This window comes from Pseudomonas sp. HY2-MNA-CIBAN-0224, from assembly GCF_040310285.1.
In the GTDB taxonomy this organism is placed as follows: domain Bacteria; phylum Pseudomonadota; class Gammaproteobacteria; order Pseudomonadales; family Pseudomonadaceae; genus Aquipseudomonas; species Aquipseudomonas helleri.
The window spans coordinates 1-13693 of sequence record NZ_JBEOPQ010000092.1 but is presented as its reverse complement, the minus strand read 5'-3'; the positions used below and the strand labels follow the sequence as shown (position 1 = coordinate 13693).

The following is a 13693-nucleotide window of genomic DNA, read 5'->3' as shown; positions in this document are numbered from 1 at the left end:
AGCTTGCCTCGCGATCTTTAAAAAGATCAAAAGATCGCGAGGCAAGCTCGCTCCTACAGGTCATTTGCTGACTCATAAAATTGGCGCAAGAGTGGCGCTGACTGCGGTGGATGGTCAAGGAAAAACCGTCCGATAGATTGCAGGTCGCGACTGTGCTAAAAAGGCTCGCACAGTGCTTACAGCCCTTGTCCTTCAAGGATTTGCGGTTTTAGGCGACACAGTTGTAACAAAACGGGTCGCCGTGGCGAGGGTAGAGCACATATGGACACGCATTCCAGCGCCTTGAAGGTGATGGTGATCGATGACTCGAAAACCATTCGCCGGACCGCTGAAACCTTGCTGAAAAACGTGGGCTGCGAGGTCATTACGGCCATCGACGGTTTTGATGCGCTGGCCAAGATTGTTGACCATCATCCACACATTATTTTTGTCGACATCATGATGCCGCGCCTGGATGGCTATCAGACGTGCGCCCTGATCAAGAACAACCGGGCGTTCAAAATGACCCCGGTGATTATGTTGTCCTCCAAGGACGGTTTGTTTGACAAGGCCAAGGGACGCATTGTCGGCTCTGATCAATTTTTGACCAAGCCCTTCAGCAGAGACGAACTGCTGAGTGCCATCAAGGCCCATGTACCGGGCTTTAATATTGTCCCGAACGTTCAATGACGCTCGGCCCCGAGGGCCGATTACCTTTTAGATGGGGAACACCATGGCTCGCATTCTGATCGTCGATGACTCGCCGACCGAAATGTTCAAACTGACCGGCATGTTGGAAAAACATGGTCATGTCGTGCTGAAGGCTGAAAACGGCGCAGACGGCGTGGCATTGGCCCGCCAGGAAAAACCCGATGCGGTGCTGATGGACATCGTGATGCCTGGCCTTAATGGGTTTCAGGCCACGCGTCAGCTCAGCAAAGACCCCGAAACCAACCATATCCCGGTCATCATGGTGACCACCAAAGACCAGGAAACCGACATGGTCTGGGCAAAGCGTCAGGGCGCCAAGGCTTACATCACCAAGCCGGTGGACGAAGATAACCTGAGGCTGACGCTCAAGAACGTGCTGGCTGACAGCCGCCCTCAATGACGGCCTGCCAATGCCTGACTCACTGACCGCCTTCGAACTGCTGTTTGAGATTGACCAACGCTGCCGCGCTTTGGCAGCAGGTCTGGCGCCGGTGCAAGTACAGGCCGGCAGTTGGAGCGGCATCGGCTTTCGGATGGGCGAGCATCGTTTTGTGGCGCCCATGGGCGAAATTGCCGAGATTCTCCACGAGCCACGGTTTACCTTGCTGCCGGGGGTAAAACCGTGGGTCAAAGGGGTGGCCAACCTGCGTGGGCAATTGTTGCCGATCATTGATCTGTGCAGCTTTTTCGGGCTTGAGCCGTCGCCCCTGCGCAAGCAACGGCGGGTGATGGTGCTGGAATACAAAGACGTGTTTGTCGGCTTGCAGGTGGATGAAGTGCTGGGCATGCAGCACTTTGACCAAACAGAGCTGGACACCCACGTGCAGGCGTTACCCAACCTGATGTTGGTGCCTTTTATCCAGGGACGCTTTGCCGGCCAGCCAGAGTGGTGGGTGTTCAGCCCGTTTGTGCTGGCCCAGGCGCCCCAGTTCTGGGCCGTCGCGGTGTGAGTGGGGCACGCGTTTTACCTTTTGCTTTACTACGGGATGCCAAGGCCTGACTGATGAGCACAGCCAATACCGCTAAACCACTGGAAGGGTCGCGCAGTCGTTCGCAGATCATCGTGCTTTTTATCGCCCTGATCGTGTTCATCATGCTGTTGTTCGCCAACTTTGCTTACCTCAACACCCAGTCCAACTACGACAAGCAATACATCAGCCACGCGGGCGAGCTGCGCGTGCTATCCCAGCGCATCGCTAAAAACGCCACCGAAGCTGCCGCTGGCAAAGCCGCCGCGTTCAAGTTGCTGGGCGATGCGCGCAACGACTTCAGCCAGCGTTGGGAGTACCTGCAAAAAGGTGACCCCAGCACCGGCTTGCCGCCAGCGCCGGTAGCGGTGCGCAAAGAAATGCAGTCAGTTCAGCGCGACTGGGAGCAGTTGCTGGGCAGCACCAACGCGATTCTGGCCAGCGAGCAAACCGTGCTGTCGTTGCACCAAGTGGCGGCTACCTTGGCCGAGACCGTGCCGCAGCTACAGGTTGAGTACGAAAAAGTTGTCGAAATTTTGTTGCAGCGCGGCGCCCCGGCCAGCCAGGTGGCATTGGCCCAGCGCCAGTCGTTGCTGGCCGAGCGCATATTAGGCGCGGTCAACACAGTGCTGGCGGGCGATGAAACGGCGGCGCAGGCGGCCGATGCGTTTGGTCGTGATGCCAACCGCTTCGGCCAAGTGCTTAATGCCATGCTCGAAGGCAATGACGGGCTGCGCATTCCTAAAGTCGAAGACAAGGACGCCCGCGCCCGCCTGCTGGAGATTTCCGAGCTGTTCCAGTTTGTCTCGGGCTCGGTGGATGAAATCCTCGAAACCTCGCCCCAGCTGTTCCACGTGCGCGAAGCCGCCAACACCATTTTCAGCCTGTCGCAGACCCTGCTCGATGAAGCCTCAACCCTGGCCAACGGTTTTGAGAACCTGGCCAACGGTCGCTCGCTGGACATCATCGGTGGCTACGTTCTGGGCCTGCTGGCGCTGACGTCGATCATCCTGATCGGGCTGGTGATGGTGCGCGAGACCAATCGCCAACTGCGTGAAACCGCTGAAAAGAACGAGCGCAATCAGAACGCGATCATGCGGCTGCTCGACGAAATAGAAGACTTGGCCGACGGCGACCTGACCGTGACCGCCTCGGTTACAGAAGACTTCACCGGGGCCATTGCCGACTCCATCAACTATTCCATCGACCAACTGCGCGAACTGGTGGCCACCATCAACCTGACGGCGGGCCAGGTGGCGGCCGCCGTGCAGGAAACCCAAGCCTCGGCCATGCAACTGGCGGAGTCTTCGGAGCATCAGGCGCAGCAGATCGCCGAGGCGTCCGGGTCGGTAAGGCACATGGCGCAGTCGATTGATCAGGTGTCGTCCAACGCGTCTGAATCCTCGGCGGTGGCGGAGCGTTCGGTGGCGATTGCCAACAAAGGCAACGAAGTGGTGCACAACACCATTCGCGGCATGGACAACATTCGCGACCAGATCCAGGACACGGCCAAGCGCATCAAACGCTTGGGCGAGTCTTCTCAGGAAATCGGCGACATTGTCAGCCTGATTGATGATATTGCTGACCAGACCAACATTCTGGCGTTGAACGCCGCTATTCAGGCGTCCATGGCCGGTGATGCCGGGCGCGGGTTTGCCGTGGTGGCGGACGAAGTGCAGCGTCTGGCTGAGCGCTCGTCGGCGGCGACCCGGCAAATCGAGACGCTGGTGCGGGCCATTCAGGCCGACACCAATGAAGCGGTCATTTCCATGGAGCAAACCACCACCGAAGTGGTGCGCGGTGCGCGCTTGGCCCACGACGCCGGGGTGGCGCTGGAAGAGATCGAAGGGGTGTCGCAAAACCTCGCAGACCTCATTCAGCGCATCTCCAACGCAGCGCAAGAGCAAACCAGCTCGGCTGCGCAGATCTCCCTGACCATGAACGTCATTCAGCAAATCACCAATCAAACCTCGTCCGGCTCGACCGCCACCGCCGACAGCATTGGCAATCTGGCCAAGATGGCCAGCCAACTGCGCCGCTCGGTGTCCGGTTTCACCTTGCCCGCCTCGCCAAAACCCCGAGAGCCGCAGTAGTGCGACATTCAGACTGGAGTTGTTATGGTTGACCGGCGCGACTACGTAGCCCTCGAATGGGTTAAAGACGAGATTGCCGACACCTTGAAACAGGCGCGCACGGCGCTGGAGGACTATGTCCTGCAGCCCGCTGCCGAGGCGTTGGAGCAATGCCTGGCGTGTATTCATCAGGTGCACGGCAGCCTGCTGATGGTGGAGTTTTATGGTGCCGCCCTGCTGGCCGAAGAAACCGAACACTTAGTGGTCGCCTTGCAGGAGGGCCGTGTCAGCCAGACCGAAGAAGCCCTGCGCCTGTTGATGCAAGCCTTCAACCAGTTGCCGCTGTACCTGGACCGCGTTCACACGGCCCGGCGTGACTGGCCGCTGGTGGTGCTGCCGTTAATCAACGATTTACGCACCGCCCGTGGCGAAAGCCTGCTGTCAGAAACCAGTCTGTTCAGCCCCGATTTACAGACATTGCCGACACTGGACCAAGCCGCCCTCGCGCACTTGATCCCCGCCGAATGGCCGCGCCAGATCATGACCCTGCGCCACGCCCTGCAAGCCGCGTTGAACGGTTTGCAGGGAGAGGAAGACGTGCGCGGCAATCTGGAGCGCCTGGCCAACGTTTTCAGCCAACTTGAAAGCCTGTGCCAGGGCGCGCCCATCAACGCGTTGTGGAAAGTCGCCTCGGCCTTGCTGGACGGCATGTTGCGCGGCCGTGTGGCCAATAGCCCGGCGTTGCGCAGCCTGCTCAATGAGTCCGACAAAGAGCTCAACCGCTTGCTGGCGCAAGGCATTGAGGGCGTCAACCAGCCTGCACCGGATGAACTGCTCACCAGCTTGCTGTTTTACATCGCCAAGGCCGAACAGCCGACCACCAAGATGCTCGCGCTGAAAAACCGTTACGAGCTGGACGAAGCCATGCCCGATGCGGCCATGGTCGACGAAGAACGGGCGCGGCTGGCGGGGCCGGACCGTGACGCGATGCGCTCGGTGGTGTCGGCCCTGTGCGAAGAGCTGGTGCGGGTCAAGGAACGCCTCGACCTGTTTGTGCGCAGTGACCGTTTACACGTGTCCGAGTTGAGCAGCCTGATGGCGCCGTTGCGCCAGATCGCCGACACCTTGGCAGTGCTCGGTTTTGGCCAGCCGCGAAAAGTCATCATCGACCAGTTGGCGGTGGTCCAGGGCATCGCTCAAGGGCAGCGCGAGCCGACAGACGCCGTGTTGATGGATGTGGCTGCCGCCTTGCTGTACGTCGAAGCCACGCTGGCCGGGATGGTCGGCAATGTCGAGCCGTCTTCGCGGGAAGAGAGCCGCCTGCCCACCACTGATCTGATTCAGATTCACCAACTGGTGATCAAAGAAGCGCGTATTGGCCTTGAAGAGGTCAAAGACCTGATCACTGATTTTCTCGCCGACGGTCACGACCGCCAGCACCTGCAACCGTTGCTTGGCGTGCTGACGCAGATCCGTGGCGCGCTGGCGATGATCCCGCTGCGCCGGGTTGCTGGCCTGCTCAACAGCTGTCACGATTTTGTCGAAGAGCATTTGTTGGCGGGCCCGCTGCCCGCCAACGCGCAGCTTGATCAGTTGGCGGATGCGTTGATCAGCATCGAGTACTACCTGGAGCGTTTGGCGCTGGACCCCGGCGCCGCCAGCGAGAAGGTGCTGGAGCGCGCTGAAAAGAGCCTCACAGCGCTGGGTTACGCGCCCGCCAAGCGCAATGTGCTGGTGCTCGATGAGTCGCTCAACGCGCCTCCCGTCAAGGCCAGGTCAGCGGTGCAGACCCCGGATGACCCTCAGGTGATGCAGAGCCTGGCGCAGGTATTGGCCGGCCCGCTGTCGCTGAACCCGCCTGCGCAGCACATCCCGCAGAGCTTGTTGCCGCCGCCGGTAGACGAAGAACCGGTGGACGAAGAACTGCTGGAAGTCTTTCTGGAAGAGACTGAAGAAGTCTTGATTGCCCTGCACGACGCCTTGCCGCAATGGGTTGCCAACCCGGCCGACAGCGCCGCGTTGGCCGAACTGCGGCGAGCCTTTCATACGCTCAAGGGCAGCGGTCGCATGGTGCGTGCGCTGGTGCTGGCGGAGCTGGCCTGGGCCGTTGAGAACTTGCTGAACCGGGTGATCGAACGCAAAGTCGCGCCGTCCCCAGCGATTGATCAATTGCTGGAAGAGGCGCTGGTGCTCCTGCCGCAATTGATCCAGGAATTCGCCGATCGTAGCCAGCGTCAGCATCACGATGTCGACCAGCTCGCGGCCCGCGCCCACAGCCTGTCTAAGGGGCGCCCGCAGCCGCTGCAGATCGAGCAGCAGAGCGGCAGTTTTGATCCGCAATTGCTGGATATCTTCCGCCAGGAAGCGCAAACCCACCTCAACAGCCTTAACCACTTTCTGGACCTGGCCAGCGAGCACGTGCCGCTGTACGCCACAGACGATTTGCAGTTGGCCATGCACACCCTCAAAGGCAGCGCGCACATGGCGGGCGTGCTCAGAATGGCCGAGCTGGCGGCGCCGCTGGATTACCTGGTGCGTGAGTACAAGGCCCATCACCTTGAGCTGGACGTTGAAGAAATTGACTTGCTGCTTGAAGCCGACAGCTTGCTGCATCGCGGCCTCAAACAGCTGGACCTCGATCCGCTGGCCGAGATCCGTGGCGCCCGGGCCTTGATCGAGCGCATCGGGCTATGGGTCAGCAAACGGTTGGACATGGCCCTGAATGCGCCTTCGGGCACGTTGACGGCCCCGCGGGACCCGCAGCGTATCAGCGAGTTTTTGGACCAGAGCATGGACATTCTGTTCGAGGCCGAAACGCTGTTGCGCCACTGGCGGCAACACCCCCATGAGCGCGACGGCCTCCAGCGTCTGCTGGACCAACTGACCGACTTGGGCGAGTCGGCCTTTTTGCTCGACCTGCAGCCCGTAGATGCGCTGTGCGAAGCCTTGCTCGACCTGTACGGCGCGGTAGAAGAAAGCAGCCTGGTGGTCAGCGAGCGGTTCTTTCAGGAGGCCGACGAGGCCCAGGAAGCGCTGATCAACATGCTCGACCAATTGGCCGCCGGGCAAGAGATCACCCCACAACCGCAACGCATCGACGCGCTACAGGCGCTGCTGCATGAAGGCTTGGCGCCGGACGCTACCGGCCTGATCCGCCGTGAAGGCAACCAGACCCTGGACATCACAGAACTGGGCGCCGCCACGGCGCAGCTGGATGCCGAGCAGGACGACGCGCAGGACGATGAAATCGTCGCCATCTTTATCGAAGAGGCGGTGGATATTCTCGACAGCACCAGCCACGCCTTGCGGCGCTGGATCAATGAGTCCGACAACCTGGCGCCGTTGTCCTCGCTGCAACGAGACTTGCACACGCTCAAGGGCGGCGCGCGCATGGCCGGTATCGTGCCGATTGGCGATCTGGCCCACGAGCTGGAGCACTTATACGAAGGGTTGCTGGACCGCCGCTTGAGCGAGAGCCCGACGTTGGCGCGTCTGCTGGAACTCTGCCATGCACAACTGCTGGTGATGCTCGAACAACTGCGTCACCACACGCCTCTGGACGAACCGAGCGAACTGATCGAGGCCATTCGCACCCTTCGGCACAGCAACGCAGCCCCAACTGAGCCGAGTAACGCCACGCCAGAGACAACGCCTGCTGCGCCACAAAACGGCATCGACCCGGAGCTGCTGGATATCTTTCTGGAAGAGGCGTTTGACCTGCTGGAGAGCTCCGGTGCGGCCTTGGTGCGTTGGCAGGCCGAGCCGCAAAACACCGTTGAAGACGAAAACCTGCTGCGCGACCTGCACACTCTCAAAGGCGGGGCGCGGATGGTCGAAATCAGCGCCATCGGGGATTTTGCCCACGAGCTGGAAACCCTGGTTGAAGACATTTCATTAGGTTTTCTGTCTCCCAGCGCTGAATTGTTTACCTTGTTACAACGCAGCCACGACCAATTGGCGCAGATGCTCGACGCTCTGCGCAGCGGTCAGCCGGTGCCTTCGCCACAGGTGTTGATCGAGCATATTCAGCGGGTTGAACGCAGCGTCCGGCAAGCCGTCCAGAGCCCGGCGGTGAGCAAGCCCGAGCCCGCCGCCGGGTTGATCCCCGAGGCCGAGCGCACAGGGCTGGACATGCTCAAGGTGCCGGCCGAATTGCTCGAAGACCTGGTCAACCTGGCGGGCGAAACCTCGATGATTCGCGGGCGTCTGGAGCAGCAGGTCAACGACGGCAAGATCGCCCTCAACGAAATGCAGACCACCCTTGAGCGCATGCACGATCAGTTGCGTCGGCTCGACACCGAAACCCAAAGCCGCATTCACAGCCGCCAGCACGCCGAAGTCGATGGCATGGCTTACGACGAGTTTGACCCGCTGGAAATGGACCGCCATTCCCAACTGCACCAACTGTCGCGGGCGCTGTTTGAGTCCGCCTCGGACTTGCTCGACCTCAAGGCCACCCTGGCGGCGCGCAATCAGGACGCCTACAGCCTGCTGCAGAAACAGGGGCGGGTGAACACCCAGTTGCAGGAAGGCCTGATGGGCACCCGCATGGTGCCGTTCGAACGGGTGTTGCCGCGCCTCAAACGCGTGGTGCGCCAAGTGGCTTCTGAGTTGGGCAAGCAGGTCGAGTTCAGCGTGATCAACGCCGAAGCTGAAATCGACCGCAATGTACTGGAGCGCATGGTTGCGCCGCTTGAACACATGCTGCGCAACGCCGTGGACCACGGGCTTGAGCCTACCGCTGTCCGCGAGGCCAGCGGCAAGCCGGCGCAGGGGCTGATTACCCTGGAGCTGTCCAACGAAGGCGGCGACGTGGTGTTCGACATTCGCGATGATGGCGCCGGGGTGCCGCTCGAAGCGGTGCGGCGCAAGGCCATCCTGCGCGGTCTGTTAGACCCGCAAATGATGGTCAGCGACCGTGACGTGTTGCAGTTCATCTTGCAGCCGGGCTTTTCTACCGCTGAAAAAATCACCCAGATTTCCGGGCGCGGCGTCGGCATGGACGTGGTTCATGAAGAAGTGCGCCAACTGGGCGGCAACATGACCATCGACTCGGTGCCGGGCCAAGGGGTGCACTTTCAGATTCGCCTGCCGTTCAGCGTGTCACTCAACCGCGCCTTGATGGTGCAGTGCGGCGACGAGCAATACGCCATTGCGCTCAACACCGTTGAGGGCCTGGTACGTGTGATGCCCAATGAGCTTGAAGACTATTACCAGCTCGACCCGCCCATGTACCACTACGCGGGCCAGGATTACGACCTGCGTTACCTGGGCGAATTGCTGCAAACCGTGGGCAAACCCCAACTGATCGGGCAAAACCATTCGCTGCCGGTGTTGCTGGTGCATTGCAATGACCAGCGAGTGGCCTTGCACGTGGATGCGCTGGCGGGCTCGCGTGAAATCGTGGTCAAAAGCCTTGGCCCGCAATTTACCGGGGTGCAAGGTGTGTCGGGGGCGACCATTTTGGGCGACGGCCGCGTGGTGCTGATCCTTGACCTGCTCGCCTACCTGCGTGCGCATCAGGCGCGTCAGCCTTTGCAGCAGGCGATCAATGAAGCCAACGGCGTACTGGAATTCACCCCGGCGGTGCGCCCGCCGCTGGTTTTGGTGGTCGACGACTCAGTGACCGTACGCAAGGTGACCAGCCGTTTGCTCGAGCGCAACGGCATGAACGTGATTACCGCCAAAGACGGCGTCGACGCCATGAGCGTGCTCGAAGACCACATCCCGGACCTGATGCTGCTGGACATCGAAATGCCGCGTATGGACGGCTTTGAAGTGGCCACCCACGTGCGCAACAGCCCGCGTCTCAAAGACCTGCCGATCATCATGATCACCTCGCGTACCGGGCAAAAGCACCAGAACCGCGCGATGGCGATTGGCGTCAACGACTACCTGGGCAAGCCGTATCAAGAGTCGGTGTTGCTGGAGCGCATTGCCTACTGGAGCAACTTCCATGCTTGATCACCGCGTCGGCAGCCTGACCTGCTTGCTCTTGCCGCTGGCCGACCGCTACCTGCTCCTGCCCAACGTGGCGATTGCCGAACTGATCGACTGGCAGCGTGGCGAGCCGAGTATCGACTCACCGTCCTGGCACGTCCGGCAAATCAACTGGCGCGACCGCGAACTGCCGCTGATCAGCTTCGAAGCGGCTTGCGGCGGCCCCTTGGTCATCGGCGAGCGCGCGCGCATCGTCATCCTCAACACCCTGAGCGGCGACCCGCGCCTCAAATTCATCGGCCTGGTGGTGCAAGGCATCCCGCGCTCTTACCGGCTCGACAGCCAACTGAGCTTCGTCGACGTGCCCCTCAGCCCGTTCGAACGCGCGGCGGTGCAAGTGGGCGAGAGCGTGGCAAAAATCCCGGATCTACTGGGGTTGGAGAGGCTGGTGCTGTCGGGTAGCGAGCCAGAAGCGCCCGACTAGGTGTTACGTACGCTATGGATGGTTATCGCTGATTCGCCAAGGAGCGCAGCTTGGTTGCTTGGCAGAGTGTACTGTGGCAACAGCGGCACAAGCTTGGTAACTGCCAGTCTCCGACTCGCCTGATTAAAAGCAACCCCGGTTATCCCCATGGCTGCGCTGATGACTAGGCCGCTGACATCAATACGTCCTGCAAGTGTATTGCCTACTATATCTGTCACGGGACTGCTTACAGACCTGTGAAACAACGCACCACCCGCACCTACCAAGGCTAGAGATCCCCAGTTAACCAGCTTGTGGAACAGGTTCGAAAGCCAAAAGTGGCCCGTTGGGTCCATTCTGTTTATGGGGTCGCCTGCGCAGTAGGCATAGGGGTTCGTCCCGCCTTTTCCAAAAGGGCTCAGGTTGTCCGGGCTGTTAAACCTCATGAGTGTCGGGTTGTACCCCCGATAACCCTTACCCAACAGATAATGCCCTGTCATGGGCTCTGGTTTTTCGCCATTAAAACCTGAAAAAAAGCCTTGGTGGGTGCTGTGCCCATACGGGGTATAAGCGCTGGGTTCGTGCTGAGCCGGGGTGAGCAGGGTGTGTAAAACCGAGCGCTGAAGGTCAATACCCAGCAAGGTGGTTCGAGTTGCCCCGTCCTGATGCTCTCGTTGCGCCAAAGCTCCGCCTGGATACGTGAACGCACAGACTTGCCGGTTTGCATGTATTTCAGTGATCAATTGGTCTTGGGAATAGAAGCGTTGAATCCGGCCTTCACTTTCGGCTGTAACAACGACAACTCTGTCCAATGGGTCGTAGCCGTAACCTGTGATATTCGAATGCTTATGAATAGCCATAGCGCTGCTTCTTGTAGGAAAACTCCTTTGGAGTGTGGCTTTGTGGCGGTGCGTTGAATACCTGTCAGAACTGATAGGTAGGCCAGGCATCACAGTTTGGGCACGGAAAGGGCGGTAATGAGGCCGCGTGCAGTGGTTTTTATCTTGAACGTTTTAAACGATCAAAAGATCGCGAGACAAGCTCGCTCCTACAGGGGGTTGTGCAGTCTATTGATTCGATTTTTTATCCTGCTGTTTCTGGAGGTTAATGCGCCTGCCGCGAAACAGGCGCATGTCCGGATCAGCGTGGGTTGAGGCTACTCAAGGATTTTTCAACCTGTGTTCTGGCCATATCCACCAAGTGCAGCACCGACAACACCAGATCGCGCTGTGTCCCGTCCAAATGGTTGCTTGCCTCAACTGCTGAGACACTGGCACAACGCAACAAGCTTGATGCATGCACCAAATTTTCTTCGGTGTCGGAGTTGACAGGGGGCGGTGGCGTATCAGGCAAGTAAAAGCTCAAGGCCCGAGCTATGGCTGCCTGATTATTCATCAGGTCAACGCTAGGCGCTGGGACGGACGAACCGTCAAGCGGTGGGTCGGGGGTGATTTTTAACATTGTGGCTAACTCCTAACGTGATTAGAGGCTGCCAACTTCGCTGCTAAACGATGGGTGGCAGCCGAGCGCAGGTTAGCAGACCGGAACGTTAGGAACCCGGCGCACCCGAAGGTGCCCTGCGCACGACCACCATAAAATTCAGACCGAAAGTAGCGCCTGATTTGAAGGGGGGCGATAAACGCCTAACGTTGTCCGAGCTGCTAAACCCGACCGCTGATTTGTGCAGCGGCAGGGCGAGACTAGGCGCGTAAACGTTCAGGCGCAATGCGTGCGGGATTGTCTCGGAAAGTTCGGGCAAGGGAAAGGGACGGATCCGATATAGCGTGCAATGGGCTTGTTTTTTCGGATGACTTGATAAGTCCCAAAAAGGGACCTATCGTTCCCTTTTTGGGACTTATTGTGGGTTGTAACCATGTTGTCTCTAAGCGATGCGCTGTTTACTAATACGCAACAGAAAGTATTGGGCTTGCTGTTTGGCAAGCCTGATCAGAGTTTTTACGTGAATGAAATAGCGCGTTGGGCGCAGGTAGGAAAAGGCAGCTTGATGCGTGAACTAACACGTCTTGAGCAGTCAGGAATCCTCACGCTCACCCGACGAGGAAACCAGGCTCACTATCAGGCAAATGCCTTGTGCCCCATCTTCAATGAGTTGCTTGGCATTCTGCGCAAGACTGCCGGGCTCTCTGATCCACTGGAGCCCAAGGATGGAGAAAAATGACAGTCTGGAAAGTCTCGTACGCAGCGCAGGGCTGATGCGTTCTGCAATTGATCGCCGACTTCTGTATGTAATATTTGGCATTGTTATTCATTTGAATAATTAACAGTGGGTGATATTTATTTTGGATGATACATGAGCAGGCAAATCCAGTTGCTTTTGGGGGTATTCAAAATATAAAAGATTTCCTACGCTGTTGGCTCTATTGTTGATTGTTAGGAGCTAAAAGTATGAGTGGTGATGATGTTAATAGTGTTCATTATGTCTATGATGCTCTAAACCGGCTTGTTCGATGTCGGTCAAAGAAATTTTCAGAGGTTAATGTATTCTATAAAAAAAATGTTCGCTGTACTTCTGTTGAGGGCGATGTCAGTCGCTCGGTGTTCAATGGAGGGGGATATCTCTTGGCTCAGCGAGATCATTTAGCGGATTGTAACAGTGTCACGTTGCTGGGCAGTAATGTGTCCCATACGGTTATCAACTCGACCTCGCAGCAGTTAGATCATATTCAACCGTGCCTTGCCTACGGATTTAGTGCTCAAGGCAGTGCAGACGTGCAATTGCCCACTTTTAATGGTGAATACAGCGATCCAGCTACAGGGCATTACTTACTCGGCAATGGATACCGTGCGTATAACCCTGTGTTGATGCGCTTCAACAGCCCTGACAGCTGGAGTCCCTTTGGGGCGGGCGGTATTAATAGCTATGGCTATTGTTCGGGGGACCCCGTTAATTTTGTTGACCCCAGTGGGCATGTCCTTTTTGCGTCTGTCTTCAGAGGAGTAAGACGCTTTGCTCAGAAAAGACAATTCAACGCGATGTACAGCCAGGCGCCGGCAGCAAAACAGCACATAGATGAGATTGCGATTGGTCTGGCGAAAAAGTACAGAGGAACAGCTATCCCGGCGCCTTTGAAAGGCAGGGATCGGGCATGGGAAAAAGTAATAAATGATTATGGCGGCGATGCATCAAAAATCAAAGATATAGCAAGAAATACGTTGGTGGTTAAAAAAAGAAACATTGGCAATGTTATTAACGATCTGCAGGGGCGAGGTGCAACGATTAAAGTAATAAATTCTTTGCCGGGTGACAGCGGTTACAGAGGGGTGCATGCAACTATTTCTACAAGATCTGGACTGTCGGCTGAAATACAGATACATACGCCAAGCATGGTAGTTGCTAATTTGCCTGAGTCAGTCGCTCGCGGAGCGTTGAGTGCTCAGACTTATAGTGATATTAATGGCTTCGTCACTCGCAATGGTTACTCAAGCGGCAAGGCCCATTCGCTTTATGAGGTCATTCGCGATGCTAGGCTCTGTACGTAAACCCAAGAAATACGATTTTCTGTAAAATACACCGCCATTAAAGCCAGGAGGCCAAGATG

The 13693-nt window shown here is 58.0% G+C and carries 9 protein-coding genes and 1 pseudogene; 8 read left to right on the top strand and 2 right to left on the bottom strand.

All coding sequences use genetic code 11. The annotated features are described in order from the left end of the window. The first annotated feature begins 261 nt into the window (after positions 1–261). Genes pilG through AAEZ03_RS24445 form a run of 6 tightly spaced genes read left to right on the top strand, consistent with a single transcriptional unit; the run spans position 262 to position 10154 of the window. A complete protein-coding gene (pilG, locus tag AAEZ03_RS24470; RefSeq protein WP_123750811.1) occupies positions 262–669 on the top strand; it encodes a twitching motility response regulator PilG in 408 nt (135 codons plus the stop codon). Between the two features lie 43 nt (positions 670–712). Continuing rightward, positions 713–1090 carry a twitching motility response regulator PilH gene (gene pilH, locus AAEZ03_RS24465; RefSeq protein ID WP_123750812.1) on the top strand — a complete coding sequence of 126 codons (378 nt, stop codon included), beginning with the start codon at positions 713–715 and terminating at the stop codon, positions 1088–1090. 10 nt (positions 1091–1100) lie between these two features. Continuing rightward, positions 1101–1640, top strand: a complete 540-nt coding sequence (locus tag AAEZ03_RS24460) for a chemotaxis protein CheW (protein WP_123750813.1) — start codon at positions 1101–1103, stop codon at positions 1638–1640. A 53-nt stretch (positions 1641–1693) separates the two neighbouring features. Further along, complete coding sequence (locus AAEZ03_RS24455) at positions 1694–3751, top strand: methyl-accepting chemotaxis protein (RefSeq protein WP_350582175.1); 2058 nt, start codon at positions 1694–1696, stop codon at positions 3749–3751. A gap of 24 nt (positions 3752–3775) precedes the next feature. Next, the gene (locus AAEZ03_RS24450; protein WP_350582172.1) at positions 3776–9694 is read left to right on the top strand and encodes an Hpt domain-containing protein; all 5919 of its coding nucleotides are present in this window, start codon (positions 3776–3778) and stop codon (positions 9692–9694) included. Continuing rightward, a complete protein-coding gene (locus tag AAEZ03_RS24445) occupies positions 9687–10154 on the top strand; it encodes a chemotaxis protein CheW (RefSeq protein ID WP_350582169.1) in 468 nt (155 codons plus the stop codon). Before AAEZ03_RS24450 ends, AAEZ03_RS24445 begins: the two co-directional genes overlap by 8 nt. On the opposite strand, the gene AAEZ03_RS24440 is transcribed toward AAEZ03_RS24445, so the two are convergent. After that, complete coding sequence (locus AAEZ03_RS24440) at positions 10151–10993, bottom strand: RHS repeat-associated core domain-containing protein (RefSeq protein WP_350582167.1); 843 nt, start codon at positions 10991–10993, stop codon at positions 10151–10153. The two genes, AAEZ03_RS24445 and AAEZ03_RS24440, sit on opposite strands and share 4 nt — an antisense overlap. 280 nt (positions 10994–11273) lie before the next feature. Continuing rightward, positions 11274–11594 carry a DUF6124 family protein gene (locus AAEZ03_RS24435; protein WP_350582164.1) on the bottom strand — a complete coding sequence of 107 codons (321 nt, stop codon included), beginning with the start codon at positions 11592–11594 and terminating at the stop codon, positions 11274–11276. Positions 11595–12006: 412 nt separating this feature from the next. Between AAEZ03_RS24435 and AAEZ03_RS24430 the strand changes: the two are divergent. After that, a pseudogene (locus tag AAEZ03_RS24430) lies at positions 12007–12288 on the top strand (transcriptional regulator); the annotation flags it as partial. A gap of 251 nt (positions 12289–12539) precedes the next feature. Beyond that, a complete protein-coding gene (locus AAEZ03_RS24425) occupies positions 12540–13634 on the top strand; it encodes an RHS repeat-associated core domain-containing protein (protein ID WP_350582162.1) in 1095 nt (364 codons plus the stop codon). The last annotated feature ends 59 nt before the right edge of the window (positions 13635–13693 follow it).

What these genes read in the sequence shown, in the direction of transcription:
- AAEZ03_RS24425 (WP_350582162.1), top strand. Translation starts at nt 12,540, where the DNA reads ATGAGTGGTGATGATGTTAATAGTGTTCATTATGTCTATGATGCTCTA.
- AAEZ03_RS24440 (WP_350582167.1), bottom strand. Translation starts at nt 10,993, where the DNA reads ATGGCTATTCATAAGCATTCGAATATCACAGGTTACGGCTACGACCCA.
- AAEZ03_RS24455 (WP_350582175.1), top strand. Translation starts at nt 1,694, where the DNA reads ATGAGCACAGCCAATACCGCTAAACCACTGGAAGGGTCGCGCAGTCGT.
- pilG (WP_123750811.1), top strand. Translation starts at nt 262, where the DNA reads ATGGACACGCATTCCAGCGCCTTGAAGGTGATGGTGATCGATGACTCG.
- AAEZ03_RS24450 (WP_350582172.1), top strand. Translation starts at nt 3,776, where the DNA reads ATGGTTGACCGGCGCGACTACGTAGCCCTCGAATGGGTTAAAGACGAG.
- AAEZ03_RS24435 (WP_350582164.1), bottom strand. Translation starts at nt 11,594, where the DNA reads ATGTTAAAAATCACCCCCGACCCACCGCTTGACGGTTCGTCCGTCCCA.
- AAEZ03_RS24460 (WP_123750813.1), top strand. Translation starts at nt 1,101, where the DNA reads ATGCCTGACTCACTGACCGCCTTCGAACTGCTGTTTGAGATTGACCAA.
- pilH (WP_123750812.1), top strand. Translation starts at nt 713, where the DNA reads ATGGCTCGCATTCTGATCGTCGATGACTCGCCGACCGAAATGTTCAAA.
- AAEZ03_RS24445 (WP_350582169.1), top strand. Translation starts at nt 9,687, where the DNA reads ATGCTTGATCACCGCGTCGGCAGCCTGACCTGCTTGCTCTTGCCGCTG.